The organism is Marinospirillum sp. (assembly GCF_014859565.1).
Map to the genome: position 1 here is coordinate 16,737 of NZ_JACUUA010000023.1, position 14,409 is coordinate 31,145.

A 14,409-nucleotide genomic window follows, 5' to 3' on the forward strand; every position below is an offset into this window, starting at 1 on the left:
GAAAAAGTGGCATGACACAAGCAGTACTCAAGTGCAGCAATATCAGCAAAATTTATACCGAAGGTCCGCAGGATGTGCAGGTGCTCAAACAGATCAATCTGGAGATAATGCCTGGTGACCGGTTAGCCATTATCGGCAGCTCCGGTTCCGGCAAAACCACGCTACTTAATATGCTGGGAGGGCTGGATTTACCCAGCAGTGGAGAGGTGCTGCTGGCGGGTAAAAACTATGCCCAGTTAAATGAAAAACAACGTGGACAGTTACGCAATCGCCATCTGGGTTTTGTATATCAGTTTCATCACCTGCTGGCCGAGTTCACCGCGCTGGAAAACGTCGCCATGCCGTTGTTATTGCGTGGTGAATCCATGGCTGTTGCCAAGCAGCAAGCCATGCAACTGCTGGAACGGGTCAATATGGTTGATCGTGCCACACACAAACCGGCAGAACTCTCCGGTGGTGAACGTCAACGAGTGGCACTGGCAAGAGCGCTGGTAGGTGAGCCGGGCTGTGTACTGCTGGATGAACCTACCGGTAACCTCGATCAGCATACCGCAGCCAAAGTACAGGAACTGATCCACGAACTGGCAGAAAACAGCGGCACCGCCTTTGTGATCGTCACCCACGACCCACAACTGGCGGCACAGCAACAACACATCCTTAAACTGGATGCAGGGGAGCTGCATCAGTGCTGAAAAATGAAGCCATGAGTTGTTGATAAAAAAATGATAAGTGTAATTCCAAGAATTACACTTAAAGAAATATCTTATAAGGCATCTTGAGTGAGAATTTTCAAAAATGCTTGGTTTGAACGCTTTGCAAAAAAAGAAAAACTGACAGAAGTTATGCTCTTGAATGCTATCAGGCAGGCTGAGAAGGGACTGGTCGATGCTGACTTGGGGCAGGGGGTTATTAAGCTGCGGATAGCAAGACCTAACCAGGGGAAATCTGGTGGTTACCGCAGTGTTGTTTTATATCTCAAAGGTCAGCGAGCATTTTTTGTCTATGGATTCGCAAAAAGCAAGCAAGACAATATTCGAGAAGATGAAAAACAGGCTTTCAAGGCTATGGCAATGCAGGTTCTGGCTTTGAGTGATGAGCACATTGAAGCAATGCTTGCCAATAAGCAGTTTTTTGAGGTGAAGGGTCATGAGTAAAGAGTACAAGTCAGACGCTATGGCTGCTATCCATGAAACCATGGAAGGACTTCATGAGATCGGTGCGACTTCCAAGCAGACTATGCGGGAGTTTGATGATCAATGTCTGGAGGCAGTACATGAGTACACCCCAGAAGAAATCAAACAAGTTCGCAGTAAGTATCATATTTCGCAGCCGGTATTTGCCAGGTACTTAAATGTCACCAAGAATGCCGTCTCAGAATGGGAAAGAGGCAAGAAGAAGCCGAGCGGAGCAGCTCTTCGATTGCTGATGTTGGTTGATAAAAAAGGGCTGGAGATTTTTGCTTAACACATCAGAAGATTGAATATTACGAACTCACTTAATTCTTTTTCGGTGGGGGCAGGCGTTTTTGCTGGCGACGGTTCCAGCTGATAGAAACCTGCCAGCGCCAGATCAGGCGCACGGCGATGTTGGCTAGTATGGCGGCTATGGCTCCTGCCAGCACACAACCCAGCAGCAGGGGTTTCCAGATATGCCGGAACTGGGTAGAAATCCAGTCCATCATTCCACTGGATGGACTGGGATACACAGGTAAATCCAGCACCCATGCTCCGAGCAAATAACACACATACAACATGGCTGGCATGGTTAGTGGATTGCTTACCCACACCAGACCCACTGAAATCGGCAGGTTAACCCGGAAAAAAATTGCCAGTAACGCAGCAGCAAGCATCTGAAAAGGCATGGGCATAAACGCAAAAAAAAGCCCGATGCTGAAGGCACCGGAGACACTGTTACGCGTCAGCGTCCATACTCCTGGGTCAGCCAGATGGCTCGATAAAAACTTCAGTGATGCGTGATCTTTAAAGGATTCCGGTCTGGGTAGGTAACGCTTGATGATTTTGCGGGGCATGATCTCGGACAATTCTCCCTTTAAAAGTGCGCGTATTATGCCTAGGCTTAAATCAATGACCAAGTGTTGAATTGATCCCTAGACAGGGGTAGCACATTGATCAGACAGGGATGGTTGTGCCGATGTTCCATCACCCCGTAAAACTCTTACCCCAACTGGCAACCGGATTGCTGTGCGGCATTCTAGCGGCACTTGATCTGTCGATCCAGCTTCCGCCGGAAATTCTGATTTGTCTGTTGCTGTTCACCCTGCACCAACTGCGCCGGCATCGGTATTTTATTGCTGCGCTGGTTTTTGGTTATGTCTGGTTACTGATCTTTCTGGCCTGGCGGATGGAGCTGGCACCCTCACAACAGGATATAAGCCATCCAGTGCAGTTGGTTGGGCAGATTCTTGAATCCAGTCATTCACCGGGTGGTTTAAGCAGCATCACTCTCAGGGTGCAAGAATGCCAGCGTACCAGCGGTGAAGCCTGTCAGTTGCAAGCACCTGGTCACATCCGCCTGAACTGGTACCCACAACAAACCCCACCAGCAGTTGGAGAAATATGGCAGCTGCAGGCACATGTCAGGCCGCTGCGCTCCCTCAAAAACTTTGGACAAACGCCTAGCACTGGCAGGCACCTTGCGGCAGGTCTGGTGGCACGGGGTTATGTGCATCGTCAGGCAGAGGTACAGCGCTTGGAATCCGCACAAGGTCTATCCGCCATCAGTAATCGGTTATCTCACAGCCTGCAGCAATACCCAATGAATGAACAGGGTCGCCGTATGCTGATGGCGTTAGGACTAGGAGAAAAACAGGCACTAACTGCAGCAGATTGGCGGATGCTGGAACGTACCGGCACCGTACACCTCTGGGTGATTTCCGGATTACATCTGGGATTGCTGGCCGGGCTGATGCTCTGGCTGGCGAAACGCTTGCACTGGCCGATTGGTTTGGCTCTGCCTTTAGCTGCAGCAGTGGCATTGGTGTACGCTCAACTGGCGGGTTGGGGAATGCCTGCACAAAGAGCCAGCATCATGCTGATTATGGGTTTACTGCTGATCAGCGGCTGGCGGCAGTTATCCCCCTGGACAGCTTATTGTCTGGCACTGATCCTACTGTTAATTTTTAACCCCTTGCTGCCACTGACACGGGGTTTCTGGTTGTCCTTTGGAGCGGTGGGCATCCTCATCACCACCCTGCGCGGATTACCTGCAGCACCGGGCTGGCTGAATCTGATCCGAGTACAGTGGGTGCTGACACTGGGTTTAACACCCTTGCTGATCTGGCAAGGTGCCTGGTTCAGCCTGTTGGCGCCGCTGGTTAACCTGTTGGCTGTTCCTTTACTGGGATTATTACTCCTACCCCTGACTTTAATCGGATTACTGGTGTTGTGGTTAACCGGACAAGCCTTGCCGCTGGCCTGGCTGGCCGAGGGTTTTGCCGGCCTGGCTGTCGCACTGCAATGGAGTGCTGACTTGCCGATGCCCAATATCCAGCATCCACATTTTTTGTGGATGGGTTTGCTGGTGCTTTTGCCCCCTGGTTTTCCGGCGCGATCCCTAGCCTGGCTGGGTTTATTACTGGCCTTTATCCCTGCTGCACCCGATCAAACACAGCTTCAGCAACAGGATCACTGGAAAGTACATGTGCTGGATGTAGGGCAGGGCACTGCTATCCTGGTACAAAGTCAGGGACAAAACCTGCTGTATGATACCGGGCGAGGGTTTGATACTGGTTGGGCACCTGTTGTACCGGCATTGGAGCCGTTGATCGGGCAGCAGGTGATTCATCAGCTGGTCATCAGCCACGATGATTCAGATCATTCTGGTGGGCTGGAAGCCGTCAGCAAGCGTTGGTCGATCAAAAATCTCTGGGCTGCAGGAGCCAAAACCTGTCAGGCCGGTGACCAATGGACACTGGGACAGCTGGATGTTCTGGCGCTCTGGCCACCACAGCCAATCACAACGCGCCGGAATAATGCGGACTCCTGCGTGCTGTTGATACGTGGCAAAAATCACAGCCTGTTGCTGACGGGTGATGCCGGAGTAGGGGAAGAGGCTTTTTTTAGTCAGGCACTGCCAGAACTCCTGCAACAACAACCCCTGACTCTGCTAATCAGTGGTCATCACGGCAGTCAGACTTCAACCAGTGCAACACTGCTACAAGCGAGCAGACCCCACTGGGCCATACATACCACCAGTTGGCGAAACAGTTACGGCCATCCCCATGCTTTGGTGGTGCAGCGGCTGAGACAAAACAAGGTCGATCAGTTGGATACCGGCGAGCAGGGTGCAATACAGTTTGTGCTGGGTGACCATCAACCCATGATGAGCTACTGGCGACAGCAATACCAACCCCTCTGGCAAGGTATATCACGGCAACCCTGACAAAAAGCCGGAAACTACCCGCAGGCAGCGGCAGGCTGTTAGAATAATCGGCCCTGTACAAACCCGGAGATGCCTGTGCTGGAAATCCTGTTTGCCGGTGGCTGGCTGATGCTGCCCTTACTGCTGAGTTCAATCCTGGCTCTGGCAATCATACTGGAGCGCTTCTGGGCGCTGCGCATCAACAAGGTTGCGCCATCAGATTTGTTGCAACAAACACTGGCAACACCGCTGACCCCGGAGCTGCTACAAAAACTGCGCAACGGCTCCTCTTTAGGCCGCATTCTGGCCGCTGGTTTATCACGGCGCGGGCAGGGCACTGTACGCATACGTGAAGCCTTGCAAGCAGCAGGATCACATGAAGTCCACCAGTTGGAACGTTTTCTCAGTCCGCTGGGTTCCATTGCCGCCATCACACCCCTGCTGGGTTTGCTCGGCACAGTGGTGGGCATGATTGATGTGTTCCAGCAGCTGGACTTGTCGGCGGGCAATGCCCAGCAGCTGGCCGGTGGCATCTCCATCGCGCTGATCACCACCGCAGCCGGTTTAACCATTGCCATTCCTGCTCTGGTGATGCACCGTTATTTTTTACGCCGGGTCAGTGATCTGGTGGTGGCGCTGGAAGAAGAATCACAAAAACTACTGGATCGACTGACCCCGCAAGTACCGGCAGAAGTTCACCTGCAACTGGATGATGATCTGGTCGACAAACCGACAGAAAGCTCCGGCGCAGCCTGGAATTGAACCATGCAATTTAAACGTCAGGCCACAGAAGCAGTTCAGATCAACATGACACCCCTGATTGACGTGGTGTTTTTATTGCTGATTTTTTTTATGGTCACCACCAGCTTTCCTGATCGTCAGCTCAGCCTGCAACTGCCAGGGTCAGATACAGCTATTGTAGTGCGCGACCCTTTGCCGCAGATTCACCTGCTCAGCCTTTACAGTGATGGCCGTATCCTGCTGAATGATAAAGAGATCAGCACCCCGGAACAGCTGCAGGAACAGCTACAACAAGCGATTGAGCAACAGGATCAACCCGCACTGGTGATTCGTGCCGAAGCGGATACCGCTCACCAGCAGGTGGTCAGTGCGCTGGATCTGGCAAGACGACTGGGAATTGAACGGGTTAGAATAGCGACCCGCCCCATTCATTAGCATTAAGGCAAGAGACATCAGTGACCGACAATAACCACTCCTCACAGCCCGGCCAGATTACAGAACAAACCAGCGCCCAGATTTATAAACGCCTGCTGAGTTATGTTCGTCCCTACTGGGTGGCATTTATGCTCAGCGTACTGGGGTACGCCATTTATGCTGCCTCCAGCACCGCTTTTGCCCATGTGATGAAGCTATTGGTGGATTCCATACAAGATGGCATGGATGGCAAACGCCTGTTTTTCCCGCTGCTGGTAGTGGGAATTTTTGCCATGCGTGGGGTGGGTACCTTTCTGGGTACTTATTTTATGGCGCATGTGGCACGTCAGGTAGTGCACTTTTTACGCTTGGATCTGTTCAAAAGTTTTCTGGTATTACCCGCCCGTTTTTATGACCACAACTCATCCGGGCATCTGGTTTCGCGTTTGACCTATAACGTCGAGCAGGTCACCGGAGCCGCCACCAACGCCATTACCGTCCTGATTCGTGAAGGTCTGTTTGTCATCGGGCTGATGACCTATCTGGTCTGGGTCAACTGGGCACTGGCACTGGTGTTTGTTGCTGTAACACCCATCATCGGGGTGACGGTGAGCTATGCCAGCAAACGCTTCAGAAAAATCAGCCGTCGTATTCAGGGGTCCATGGGGGATGTCACCCATGTGGCTTCCGAAGCCATCAGTGGTTACCGTGTGGTGCGCAGTTACGGTGGCAGTGAATTTGAATACCAGCGTTTTCTGCACGCCAGTGATTACAACCGCAAACAAGCCATGAAAATGGCACTCACCAAAGCCATCAACACCCCAGTGGTGCAGCTGATTGTGGCCGTGGCACTGGGTTTTCTGGTGTGGCTGGCGCTGTCGCCGGATCTGATGGGCGACATGACACCCGGTGAGTTCATTGCCTTTTTAACCGCTGCATCTTTGATGGCTAAACCCCTGCGCCAACTGACTGAGATTAACAATACCATCCAGCAGGGGCTGGCAGCTTCTCAGGATGTGTTTGCCTTTCTGGATGCACCCACCGAACCGGACTCAGGCACCCGCACCCTGGATCGTGCCGAAGGGCGGGTGGAGTTTGATCAGGTCAGTTTCAGTTATGGCGCCGATCAACCCCAGGTACTCAAAAACATCAACCTGAAAGTAGAGCCGGGTGAAATGATTGCGCTGGTCGGACGCTCCGGCAGTGGTAAATCGACCCTGGCCAGCCTGATTCCGCGTTTTTATGAACTGGAACAGGGGCAGATCCGACTGGATGGCATTCCGATTGCAGAACTGACACTCAGCAGCCTGCGTCAGCAGATTGCCATCGTCACCCAGCAGGTCACCCTGTTTAACGACACCCTGGCGGCCAACATCGCTTATGGCATCAGCAATCCAGATCGTAAAGCCATCGAAGCCGCCGCCAAAGCAGCCTACGTGATGGACTTTGCAGAAAAACTGCCGCAAGGGCTGGATACCCTGGTCGGTGATAATGGTGTGTTGTTGTCCGGTGGTCAGAGACAACGTATCGCCATTGCCCGCGCGATCATGAAAAACGCCCCCATCCTGATTCTGGATGAAGCCACTTCGGCACTGGATACCGAATCAGAACGCTACATCCAGCAGGCGCTGGAGCATGTGATGCAAGGGCGCACCACCTTTGTGATTGCCCACCGTTTATCCACCATCGAAAAAGCTGATCGAATTCTGGTGGTAGCAGAAGGGGAGATCGTGGAATCCGGCACCCATGAACAACTGATTCAGAAGGATGGTACTTATGCCATGCTGCACAAGATGCAGTTTCACGAACAGGTGACACCCCAGTAATGAAGCTGCAGCAATGGGTGGAACAACACTGGTATGCCAGAAATCCAGGTGTTCTGGGTTTGCTGGCACCTCTGGAGGCGCTCTACTGCCATACAATGCAGCAGCGCCAACAGGCTTACCAACAAGGCAAAAAGCCATCCAGCCACCCCGGTGTGCCGGTGGTGATTGTCGGTAACCTCACCGTGGGCGGCAGTGGTAAATCTCCAGTGGTAGCAGCACTGGCTGATTATTTTTGTCAACAAGGTTGGAAACCCGGCATCATCAGCCGGGGTTACGGCGGTAAAGCCAGCCACTACCCCTTACTGGTTACGGCCAGCAGTGATCCGGCAGCAGTGGGTGATGAACCCCTGATGCTGGCACAACAAACCAGCTTGCCGGTCGCTGTTGATCCAAACCGCCCGGAAGCTGCCCGCTTGTTGGTCGAACAAGGCTGTAACCTGCTGTTAGCAGATGATGGCTTGCAACATCTGGCATTACAAAGGGATATCGAACTGGTGGTGCTGGATGGTGCTCGTGGACTGGGCAACGGACATTGCCTGCCGGTGGGGCCATTAAGAGAAACAACCAAGCGTTTAAACAGTGTCGATTTTATTCTCTGCCAGGGTGAGTTAACCGTACCCCTGCCAGCGGATTGCCCTGCCGTAGATCAACGCTGGATCCACTACCGCCTGCAACAAACCGGCTGGCGCTGTGGTGATGGTCAGACGCAAACCGACATGCCATTCAAATCCGGTCAGCAGGTACATGCCCTGGCCGGTATCGGTAACCCACAGCGTTTTTTTGATCAACTGCGGCAGCAAGGGCTGGATGTGATTGAACACCCGTTAAAAGACCATGCAACGATGGATGCCCGCCTGCTGAATCTGCCCGGCGAGCAACCCATCCTGATGACCGCCAAGGATGCGGTAAAACTTAAACCCTGGCTGAACACACGTCACTGGGTGGTGGAAGTGCAGGCTGACTTACCGCAAACCCTGCTGGATGCCCTGCAAAACAAGCTTAATACACTGCAACAGAAGCCCAGACCATGATTGAAGCCCCCGCCATACCACAAATTGAAGCCTTTTTAAAATGCCGCACCCCGCAAGCCTGGGTGGATGCCGCGCTGGATCAAATGGATATTTTGTTAATCGACCATGCCCAGTGTGAAAAAAAGCCGCAGCAGCAGCCATGATAGCGTGTTTAGATTTCATTCAGGTGTGCCGACCAAAGATAAAGCTAAGCCCCTGTAAAGGGTCAAAGGTTTATGCTATAAGCCTTATAGGAAACCTGATAATCCTGAACCTGACCGATCAGAAAGAGGAAACATTATGACCTTTAAACCAACGCGTATCGCCCTGGCACTGGCAGCACTTAGCCTGCCTTTTGCTGCTGTAACTGCCTCTGCCAACCAATCCTTAGTTAGCCCTGGTTACTCAGCAACGATTGGTGGTGTATCCAACCGTTCCAGTATTCATTCCAGCTCACACAACCCGGCCAGTAACTCCATCCTGATTAAACAGGATGAAAAAATGCGCTTTGGTTACCTGAGTAATCTAGGTGGTTATCTGGAGCTGGGTGAAGTGGATGACCTGGATCTGGTCATTGATAATCTGGTTGATGATATGGATGCTGTGGATACGATTAATCTTCCATCCAGTAAACAGCGCCTTGCTGAGCGTTATCCGAATGTTGAAAGAAATAATCAAACCGAGAGTCAGCTGGAAGCGGCTTATCTTGAGGCCATCTCAAGTGAGGTGAATAACAATCTGCTGGCAGAGCTGGAAAAAGGTGGTCAGATACGTTTTGGCACCCAGATTCAGGCACCACTGACACCCTTCCTGATCCGCAGTGAAAAAGCACGCGGTACTTTCAGTGTAAATGCCTCTGCCTCCATGCAGTTTAAAGGTGGCTTTCTAGGTGGACCTTTTGGTGTGGAAACTACCTTTAAGGCTGGAAATACATCATTTGGTGCCATCAATCTGGATCTGACCAAAGTAGCTGGTATTGTGCCGGATCTGGAGGATATTGTTGATGACACAGAAAAAAGCGATGCGGATAAGGTAGCAGCCATAGAGACCCTACTGGCAAATAATGGAATGCTGGCCGGTAATGAGGCAACCATCGAAGCACTTAAAAAACACTATAATGTAAAGACCGCGTCAGTTACACCAGCATCGTCCACTCTGCAATCTGAATCTAAGCTCACCACCAATTCTGGTCTGGATGTGCGGGCAGCAACCCTGGCTCATCTGGGTTTGGGTTATGGCACCAATCTTACCAATTGGAGTGAACTGACCCTGCCAAAAGGTGAGTTGGAACTGGGTGCCCGCCTTAACCTGTATCAAGTCGAACTGGCGCGTAACTTTGTATCCATTCAGGCAGAAAACAACTCAAACGATAATGACAGCACCAGCGATAAGCTGACCGATGATTTTACCGACAACACCACCAACGCCACTGCCCTTGGTCTGGATGTTGGCATGTTGTGGCATGATGACAATTTTCAGGCTGGTCTGACCATCTACAACCTGAATGAACCCAGCTTTGATTACCCTGATCTGGCAACCTACCTGACCGGTGAAACCCTGACAGCACTGCAAGGCTTAGAAGTAGCGGGAAAAACCAAAGTAGCAGATTCAGTGTCTATGACCCGCCATGCTGTTCTGGAAGGTGCCTACTACACCGATAATCGCAACTGGGTTGTGCAAGGCTATTTCACTCTGGGTACTGCGACAAACCTGGTGGGTGATGAGTCACAAGATATGGGTATTTCAGCCGGTTACTTCAGCCAGAGCTTTTTAGTTCCAGCCTTCCGTATTGGTTACAATAAAAACCTGGCGGGTACAAAGCTCAGCACCGTTAATGCAGGTACCACCCTGTTTGGCATCATAAATATGGATTTGGCGATGGGGCTGGAAAGCTCCAGTTTTGATGGAACAGATATTCCCCGTTATGTCGGGTTTAATCTGGGCTTTGAAGAGAAGTTCTAAAAGTTAGACTGATCAGTAAATGTTTGATCTTGTAAGCAAAAAAGAGTGCCGCTGGCACTCTTTTTTGTTGAATAAAAGTTAATGCGCCTTGGTACTCTATGGCGGGAATGCTAGAATTGCACCTTAGCTCAACACCACAACCGACAACGATCGTACAATGAATAATACAAATCAGACTCAATTGCCAGAATCTATGCAGCAGCGGGATGCACAGTTTCACCCCTATCCAGATGATGAAATCTCCTTGGTTGACCTTGCCAAAATACTCATCAAACGCCGCTGGACATTACTAGTTACGGCAACAGTGGTTGTGATTATGGCTTTGGTTTTTGCACTGCTCCGTGAGCCGAATTATACCTACACTAGCATCTACAAAATTGCAGAGATAGAGCGTGGTGAAGCTTTGGAAGCCGTGCAAAGTCTGATTGAGCAGGCACAAAACCTCTATTGGCCGAATGTCAGTCGAGCTTATCAGATAGATAATAATTTAAAATCCATGCCCTTCAAACTGGCAGTCAACAACCCCAAAGACACACTGCTGATTCTGCTGAGCAGTGAAGCGTCAGAGATATCACAGGCAAAAATTGAAGACCTACATCAACAGGTAATCGAAGCTCTACAGCAACAGCAACAGCAAGCCGTTAAAACAACGGTTGAACGCCTGCAAAGACAAACCGAGACCACCCAGAAGCTGCTGGATCAAGCGGCGCAGAGTGAAAGCGAAAAAGCAACAGATATGATCGCTGGTTACACTGAGCGTTTATTTGCGTTGGAGGATCGCCTGCAATCCTTACAGCCGGGTCAGGTACTTCAAGTTGCAGCAGCAGGTGAACGAGCCAAGAGCGTTGGTAAATCTTTGATTCTGGCTCTTGGTATAGTGCTCGGCGGCATCCTCGGTATTATGGCGGCTTTTTTTGCTGAATTTGCAGCTCGTGTACGCCAAAGCTTAAAAGAAGACCAGCAGTAACAGCCAGTTTAGTCACCCAACAACAGCAGTCGTGCACCGCATGGCTGCTTGCAGGAATAACCCCGCGCCTTAAGGAATGGCCTGAAACCTTGGGGCGGTAGCGTGTCTGAAGAACAATGCGATTGACTCAAAGCCAGCAAAACATCATCAGCAATACCCTGCGAGAGCACTTTGGTCAGAACAGCCGAATCATGCTTTTTGGCTCTCGTGTGGATGATCAGGCAAAAGGTGGGGATATCGACCTGTACATCGAGCCAGAACCAATGCAACCAGATCAGCTGGTTGAAGCCCGATTAAAAGCCCTGGTTGCACTTCATCGTCAGCTGGGCGAACAGAAAATTGACCTCGTTATAAACCGAAAAACAGCGACACAACTCCCGATCTACCAGATTGCCCAGCAAACGGGGGTGCCCTTATGAACCCCCGGCTCCGGTATAACGCAGCACAGGATATCTGCCAGACTCATGCCGAACGTTTGAGCTGGGCTATAGCAGAAATCAAAGGGCACTTTCCGCTCACACCAGCCGAACTGGCTCAGCTTACCCCTTTAGATCTGGCGATTTTTGATCAATTCATCGTGCGCTTCTCCAAGTTGCAGGACGCAATGGGAGCAAAATTATTGCCAGCAGTACTGGAATTAACACAAGAACAAGGCGAGCTAAAAGCCTTTATCGACAAACTGAACCGGCTGGAAAAAATTGGCGCTATTGAATCCGCTGAAGAATGGCTGGAATTACGAGAAATGCGTAACCAGTTTGCACATGATTACCCTGAAGAACTGGAAATCCAGGCCAGCTTGCTCAACAAAGCTTTTAAGCTCAGTGAGAGGTTGTTAGCGATACTGGAAAGTGTCAGTCACTTTGCAGAGCGTTATTGAACAACGGCAAATCGTAGCGTTTGAAGTGGAAACGGACAGTGCGGCTTAAGCAATCATGACGGTCTGCGGCGTAATCTGTGGTGCCGAAGGCTGGGAAGAAATTGAGGATTTTGGTGAAGCCAAGCTCGATTTTTTAAGAACTTATGGTGATTTTGAAGCTGGGATTCCTAGTGCGGATACCCTGGCAAGAGGGTGACGAAACTCCTGACAATGCGACCGTTCGCTACTACATCACCTCGAAAGACCTGACTGCGCGAGAACTAGCCGATGTCGCACGCCAACACTGGTTTATCGAAACCAAGCTGCATTGGTGCTTGGATGTTGGGATGAATGAAGATGCCTGCCGTATTCGTCGAGGTATGGCGTCAGAGAATTTGGCTGGAATCAGGCATATTGCGATGAATTATCTGAAAAGCGAAACCAGCTTCAAGGCTGGGATCAAGCGGAAGCAGAAGAAGGCAGGGATGATGGATAGTTATCTGGCTACAATCCTTGCAGCATAAGGGTTTTCATGCATTTTCCCTGAAGGACAGAACCATGTCCGAAAAAGTAGCGCGTAAAAAACTTCCCATCGGTATCCAGACCTTCGCAGACATCCGCGAAGACGGTTACTACTACGTGGATAAAACCCCGCACATTCACCGGCTGGTGGAAGAGGGCAAGTATTATTTTCTCTCCCGCCCTCGGCGCTTTGGCAAAAGCCTGCTGCTGGATACCATCGACTGCCTCTTTTCAGGCCGCGAACAGTTATTTGAAGGCCTGTACATTAAAAACCGCTGGGACTGGAATAAAAAGTACCCGGTCATCCGCATCAGTTTTGGCAGTGGTGTGCTGACCAGCCGTGAGCAGCTGGATCAGCGCATTCGAGAACAGTTGTACGTCAACCGGCAGCGGTTAGGTGTTGAGCCGGATCATGCCACCGATATTGCCGGTGAGTTTGCTGAGTTGATTCGCCTGGCTCACAGCACCCACAGCCAGCGAGTGGTGGTGCTGATTGATGAATACGACAAGCCGATTCTGGACAACATTCTGGATTCAGAAAAAGCCCGCGAACAACGCGAAGGCTTAAAAAACCTGTATAGCGTGCTGAAGGACTCAGACGAACACCTGGCCTTTGTATTGCTGACCGGTGTTTCCAAATTCAGCAAGGTCAGTCTGTTCTCTGGCCTTAATAACCTGCGAGATATCACATTATCTGCTCAATACACCAGTATTTGCGGCTACACGGATGAAGATATCGATCAGGTTTTTACACCGGAACTGGCGGGGCTGGATCGCACCCAGATCAAACACTGGTACAACGGCTACCGCTGGGGCGGATCTGAAACCACCTCCGTGTACAACCCCTTTGATCTGTTGCTGCTCTTTCAGGAGCGGGTATTCGAACCCTACTGGTTTGAAACGGCTACACCCACCTTTCTGGTGGATGTATTAAAGAAACGCGGGATCTTCACCCCACGCCTGGATCAAATGGAAACTGAACAACAGCTGCTGGGTCAGTTTGATGTGGATGCCATCAGCACCGAAGGCTTATTGTTTCAAACCGGCTACCTGACCATCCAGAAACACGAAGAACCCTTAACCGGCTACCACCTTTACACCCTGGGTTACCCCAACCAGGAAGTCGAAACCAGCCTGAACCAGGTGCTGCTGCCGGTACTGGGTCTGCAAGAAGGGCCGAGAGAGCGTCGTAGCCTGCTCACTCACCTGAAAAAACACGATTTAAAAGGCCTGGAAGAACACCTCAAAGCCCTGTTTGCCGGTTTACCGCACGACTGGTACCGCAACAACCCCATTGCCCAGTATGAAGGCCACTACGCCAGCGTGTTCTACAGCCACTTTGCCGCCCTGGGTGTGCAGGTCACCGTAGAAGATGCCAGCAACTACGGCAAGGTGGATATGACAGTTGCCTTCGATGGTCACATCTACCTGTTTGAATTCAAAGTGGTCGAACAAGTGCAAGGCAACGCCCTGCAACAGATCAAAGACAAGGGCTACGCCGACAAATACCGCGCCAGTGGCCAGCAACTGCACCTGATTGGCGTGGAATTCTCCCGCGAACAACGGCAGATCCTGGTGTTTGAAGTGGAAACAGTCAGTGCTGCTTAAGCAATCATGACAGACTACTCAGCTATTTTTATCCGGCTGACCAATATCGGTCTGCGCGGCATGACGCTCATCAGCATTCCCATGTTTCATGGCATGACGGATGAACAGCAGGAAGAGGCGGTC

The 14,409-nt window shown here is 51.1% G+C and carries 15 protein-coding genes and 1 pseudogene; 15 read left to right on the forward strand and 1 reads right to left on the reverse strand.

The features are described 5' to 3' along the window. Positions 1-11: 11 nt before the first annotated feature. The 3 genes from lolD to IBX50_RS05310 all read left to right on the forward strand — a co-directional run bounded on the left by lolD (position 12) and on the right by IBX50_RS05310 (position 1,464). Complete coding sequence (gene lolD / locus IBX50_RS05300) at positions 12-692, forward strand: lipoprotein-releasing ABC transporter ATP-binding protein LolD (RefSeq protein ID WP_292254027.1); 681 nt, start codon at positions 12-14, stop codon at positions 690-692. Positions 693-779: 87 nt separating this feature from the next. Next, the gene (locus IBX50_RS05305) at positions 780-1,154 is read left to right on the forward strand and encodes a type II toxin-antitoxin system RelE/ParE family toxin (RefSeq protein ID WP_292254028.1); all 375 of its coding nucleotides are present in this window, start codon (positions 780-782) and stop codon (positions 1,152-1,154) included. Further along, positions 1,147-1,464, forward strand: coding sequence for a DNA-binding transcriptional regulator (locus tag IBX50_RS05310; RefSeq protein ID WP_292254030.1), 318 nt, complete (start codon positions 1,147-1,149; stop codon positions 1,462-1,464). The genes IBX50_RS05305 and IBX50_RS05310 overlap by 8 nt, the downstream gene beginning before the upstream one ends. Before the next feature lie 31 nt (positions 1,465-1,495). Here IBX50_RS05310 and IBX50_RS05315 read toward each other — a convergent pair whose 3' ends face one another. Beyond that, positions 1,496-2,029 carry a DUF2062 domain-containing protein gene (locus tag IBX50_RS05315; protein ID WP_292254032.1) on the reverse strand — a complete coding sequence of 178 codons (534 nt, stop codon included), beginning with the start codon at positions 2,027-2,029 and terminating at the stop codon, positions 1,496-1,498. Positions 2,030-2,151: 122 nt separating this feature from the next. Here IBX50_RS05315 and IBX50_RS05320 point away from each other — a divergent pair, with 122 nt between their 5' ends. The 12 genes and pseudogenes from IBX50_RS05320 to IBX50_RS05375 all read left to right on the forward strand — a co-directional run bounded on the left by IBX50_RS05320 (position 2,152) and on the right by IBX50_RS05375 (position 14,286). Beyond that, on the forward strand, positions 2,152-4,401 hold the full coding sequence (locus IBX50_RS05320; RefSeq protein WP_292254033.1) for a DNA internalization-related competence protein ComEC/Rec2: 2,250 nt from the start codon (positions 2,152-2,154) through the stop codon (positions 4,399-4,401). A 75-nt stretch (positions 4,402-4,476) separates the two neighbouring features. Further along, positions 4,477-5,142, forward strand: a complete 666-nt coding sequence (locus tag IBX50_RS05325; RefSeq protein WP_292254034.1) for a MotA/TolQ/ExbB proton channel family protein — start codon at positions 4,477-4,479, stop codon at positions 5,140-5,142. 3 nt (positions 5,143-5,145) lie between these two features. Continuing rightward, a complete protein-coding gene (locus IBX50_RS05330; RefSeq protein ID WP_292254035.1) occupies positions 5,146-5,556 on the forward strand; it encodes a biopolymer transporter ExbD in 411 nt (136 codons plus the stop codon). A 20-nt stretch (positions 5,557-5,576) separates the two neighbouring features. Beyond that, on the forward strand, positions 5,577-7,361 hold the full coding sequence (gene msbA, locus IBX50_RS05335; protein ID WP_292254036.1) for a lipid A export permease/ATP-binding protein MsbA: 1,785 nt from the start codon (positions 5,577-5,579) through the stop codon (positions 7,359-7,361). Then, a complete protein-coding gene (gene lpxK, locus IBX50_RS05340; protein WP_292254038.1) occupies positions 7,361-8,392 on the forward strand; it encodes a tetraacyldisaccharide 4'-kinase in 1,032 nt (343 codons plus the stop codon). The genes msbA and lpxK overlap by 1 nt, the downstream gene beginning before the upstream one ends. Further along, the gene (miaE, locus tag IBX50_RS05345) at positions 8,389-8,535 is read left to right on the forward strand and encodes a tRNA isopentenyl-2-thiomethyl-A-37 hydroxylase MiaE (protein ID WP_292254040.1); all 147 of its coding nucleotides are present in this window, start codon (positions 8,389-8,391) and stop codon (positions 8,533-8,535) included. Before lpxK ends, miaE begins: the two co-directional genes overlap by 4 nt. A 136-nt stretch (positions 8,536-8,671) precedes the next feature. After that, positions 8,672-10,333: a conjugal transfer protein TraF gene (gene traF / locus IBX50_RS05350; protein WP_292254042.1), complete on the forward strand. Its 1,662-nt coding sequence runs from the start codon at positions 8,672-8,674 to the stop codon at positions 10,331-10,333. 157 nt (positions 10,334-10,490) lie between these two features. Next, entirely contained in the window at positions 10,491-11,300 is an 810-nt protein-coding gene (locus IBX50_RS05355; RefSeq protein WP_292254043.1) for a Wzz/FepE/Etk N-terminal domain-containing protein, read from the forward strand. Between the two features lie 116 nt (positions 11,301-11,416). Beyond that, the gene (locus IBX50_RS05360) at positions 11,417-11,719 is read left to right on the forward strand and encodes a nucleotidyltransferase domain-containing protein (protein ID WP_292254044.1); all 303 of its coding nucleotides are present in this window, start codon (positions 11,417-11,419) and stop codon (positions 11,717-11,719) included. After that, positions 11,716-12,177 (forward strand): hypothetical protein, encoded by a 462-nt coding sequence (locus tag IBX50_RS05365; RefSeq protein WP_292254045.1) that lies wholly within the window; start codon positions 11,716-11,718, stop codon positions 12,175-12,177. Before IBX50_RS05360 ends, IBX50_RS05365 begins: the two co-directional genes overlap by 4 nt. 52 nt (positions 12,178-12,229) lie before the next feature. Further along, positions 12,230-12,680, forward strand: a pseudogene (locus IBX50_RS05370) (ISAs1 family transposase); the annotation flags it as partial. 34 nt (positions 12,681-12,714) lie between these two features. Beyond that, positions 12,715-14,286 (forward strand): ATP-binding protein, encoded by a 1,572-nt coding sequence (locus IBX50_RS05375; protein WP_292254046.1) that lies wholly within the window; start codon positions 12,715-12,717, stop codon positions 14,284-14,286. Positions 14,287-14,409 lie beyond the last annotated feature (123 nt).

Excerpts from the sequence above, each read along its gene's own strand:
- lolD (WP_292254027.1), top strand. The coding sequence starts at position 12 with ATGACACAAGCAGTACTCAAGTGCAGCAATATCAGCAAAATTTATACC.
- IBX50_RS05310 (WP_292254030.1), top strand. The coding sequence starts at position 1,147 with ATGAGTAAAGAGTACAAGTCAGACGCTATGGCTGCTATCCATGAAACC.
- IBX50_RS05315 (WP_292254032.1), bottom strand. The coding sequence starts at position 2,029 with ATGCCCCGCAAAATCATCAAGCGTTACCTACCCAGACCGGAATCCTTT.
- IBX50_RS05320 (WP_292254033.1), top strand. The coding sequence starts at position 2,152 with ATGTTCCATCACCCCGTAAAACTCTTACCCCAACTGGCAACCGGATTG.
- IBX50_RS05330 (WP_292254035.1), top strand. The coding sequence starts at position 5,146 with ATGCAATTTAAACGTCAGGCCACAGAAGCAGTTCAGATCAACATGACA.
- lpxK (WP_292254038.1), top strand. The coding sequence starts at position 7,361 with ATGAAGCTGCAGCAATGGGTGGAACAACACTGGTATGCCAGAAATCCA.
- miaE (WP_292254040.1), top strand. The coding sequence starts at position 8,389 with ATGATTGAAGCCCCCGCCATACCACAAATTGAAGCCTTTTTAAAATGC.
- traF (WP_292254042.1), top strand. The coding sequence starts at position 8,672 with ATGACCTTTAAACCAACGCGTATCGCCCTGGCACTGGCAGCACTTAGC.
- IBX50_RS05355 (WP_292254043.1), top strand. The coding sequence starts at position 10,491 with ATGAATAATACAAATCAGACTCAATTGCCAGAATCTATGCAGCAGCGG.
- IBX50_RS05360 (WP_292254044.1), top strand. The coding sequence starts at position 11,417 with ATGCGATTGACTCAAAGCCAGCAAAACATCATCAGCAATACCCTGCGA.
- IBX50_RS05365 (WP_292254045.1), top strand. The coding sequence starts at position 11,716 with ATGAACCCCCGGCTCCGGTATAACGCAGCACAGGATATCTGCCAGACT.
- IBX50_RS05375 (WP_292254046.1), top strand. The coding sequence starts at position 12,715 with ATGTCCGAAAAAGTAGCGCGTAAAAAACTTCCCATCGGTATCCAGACC.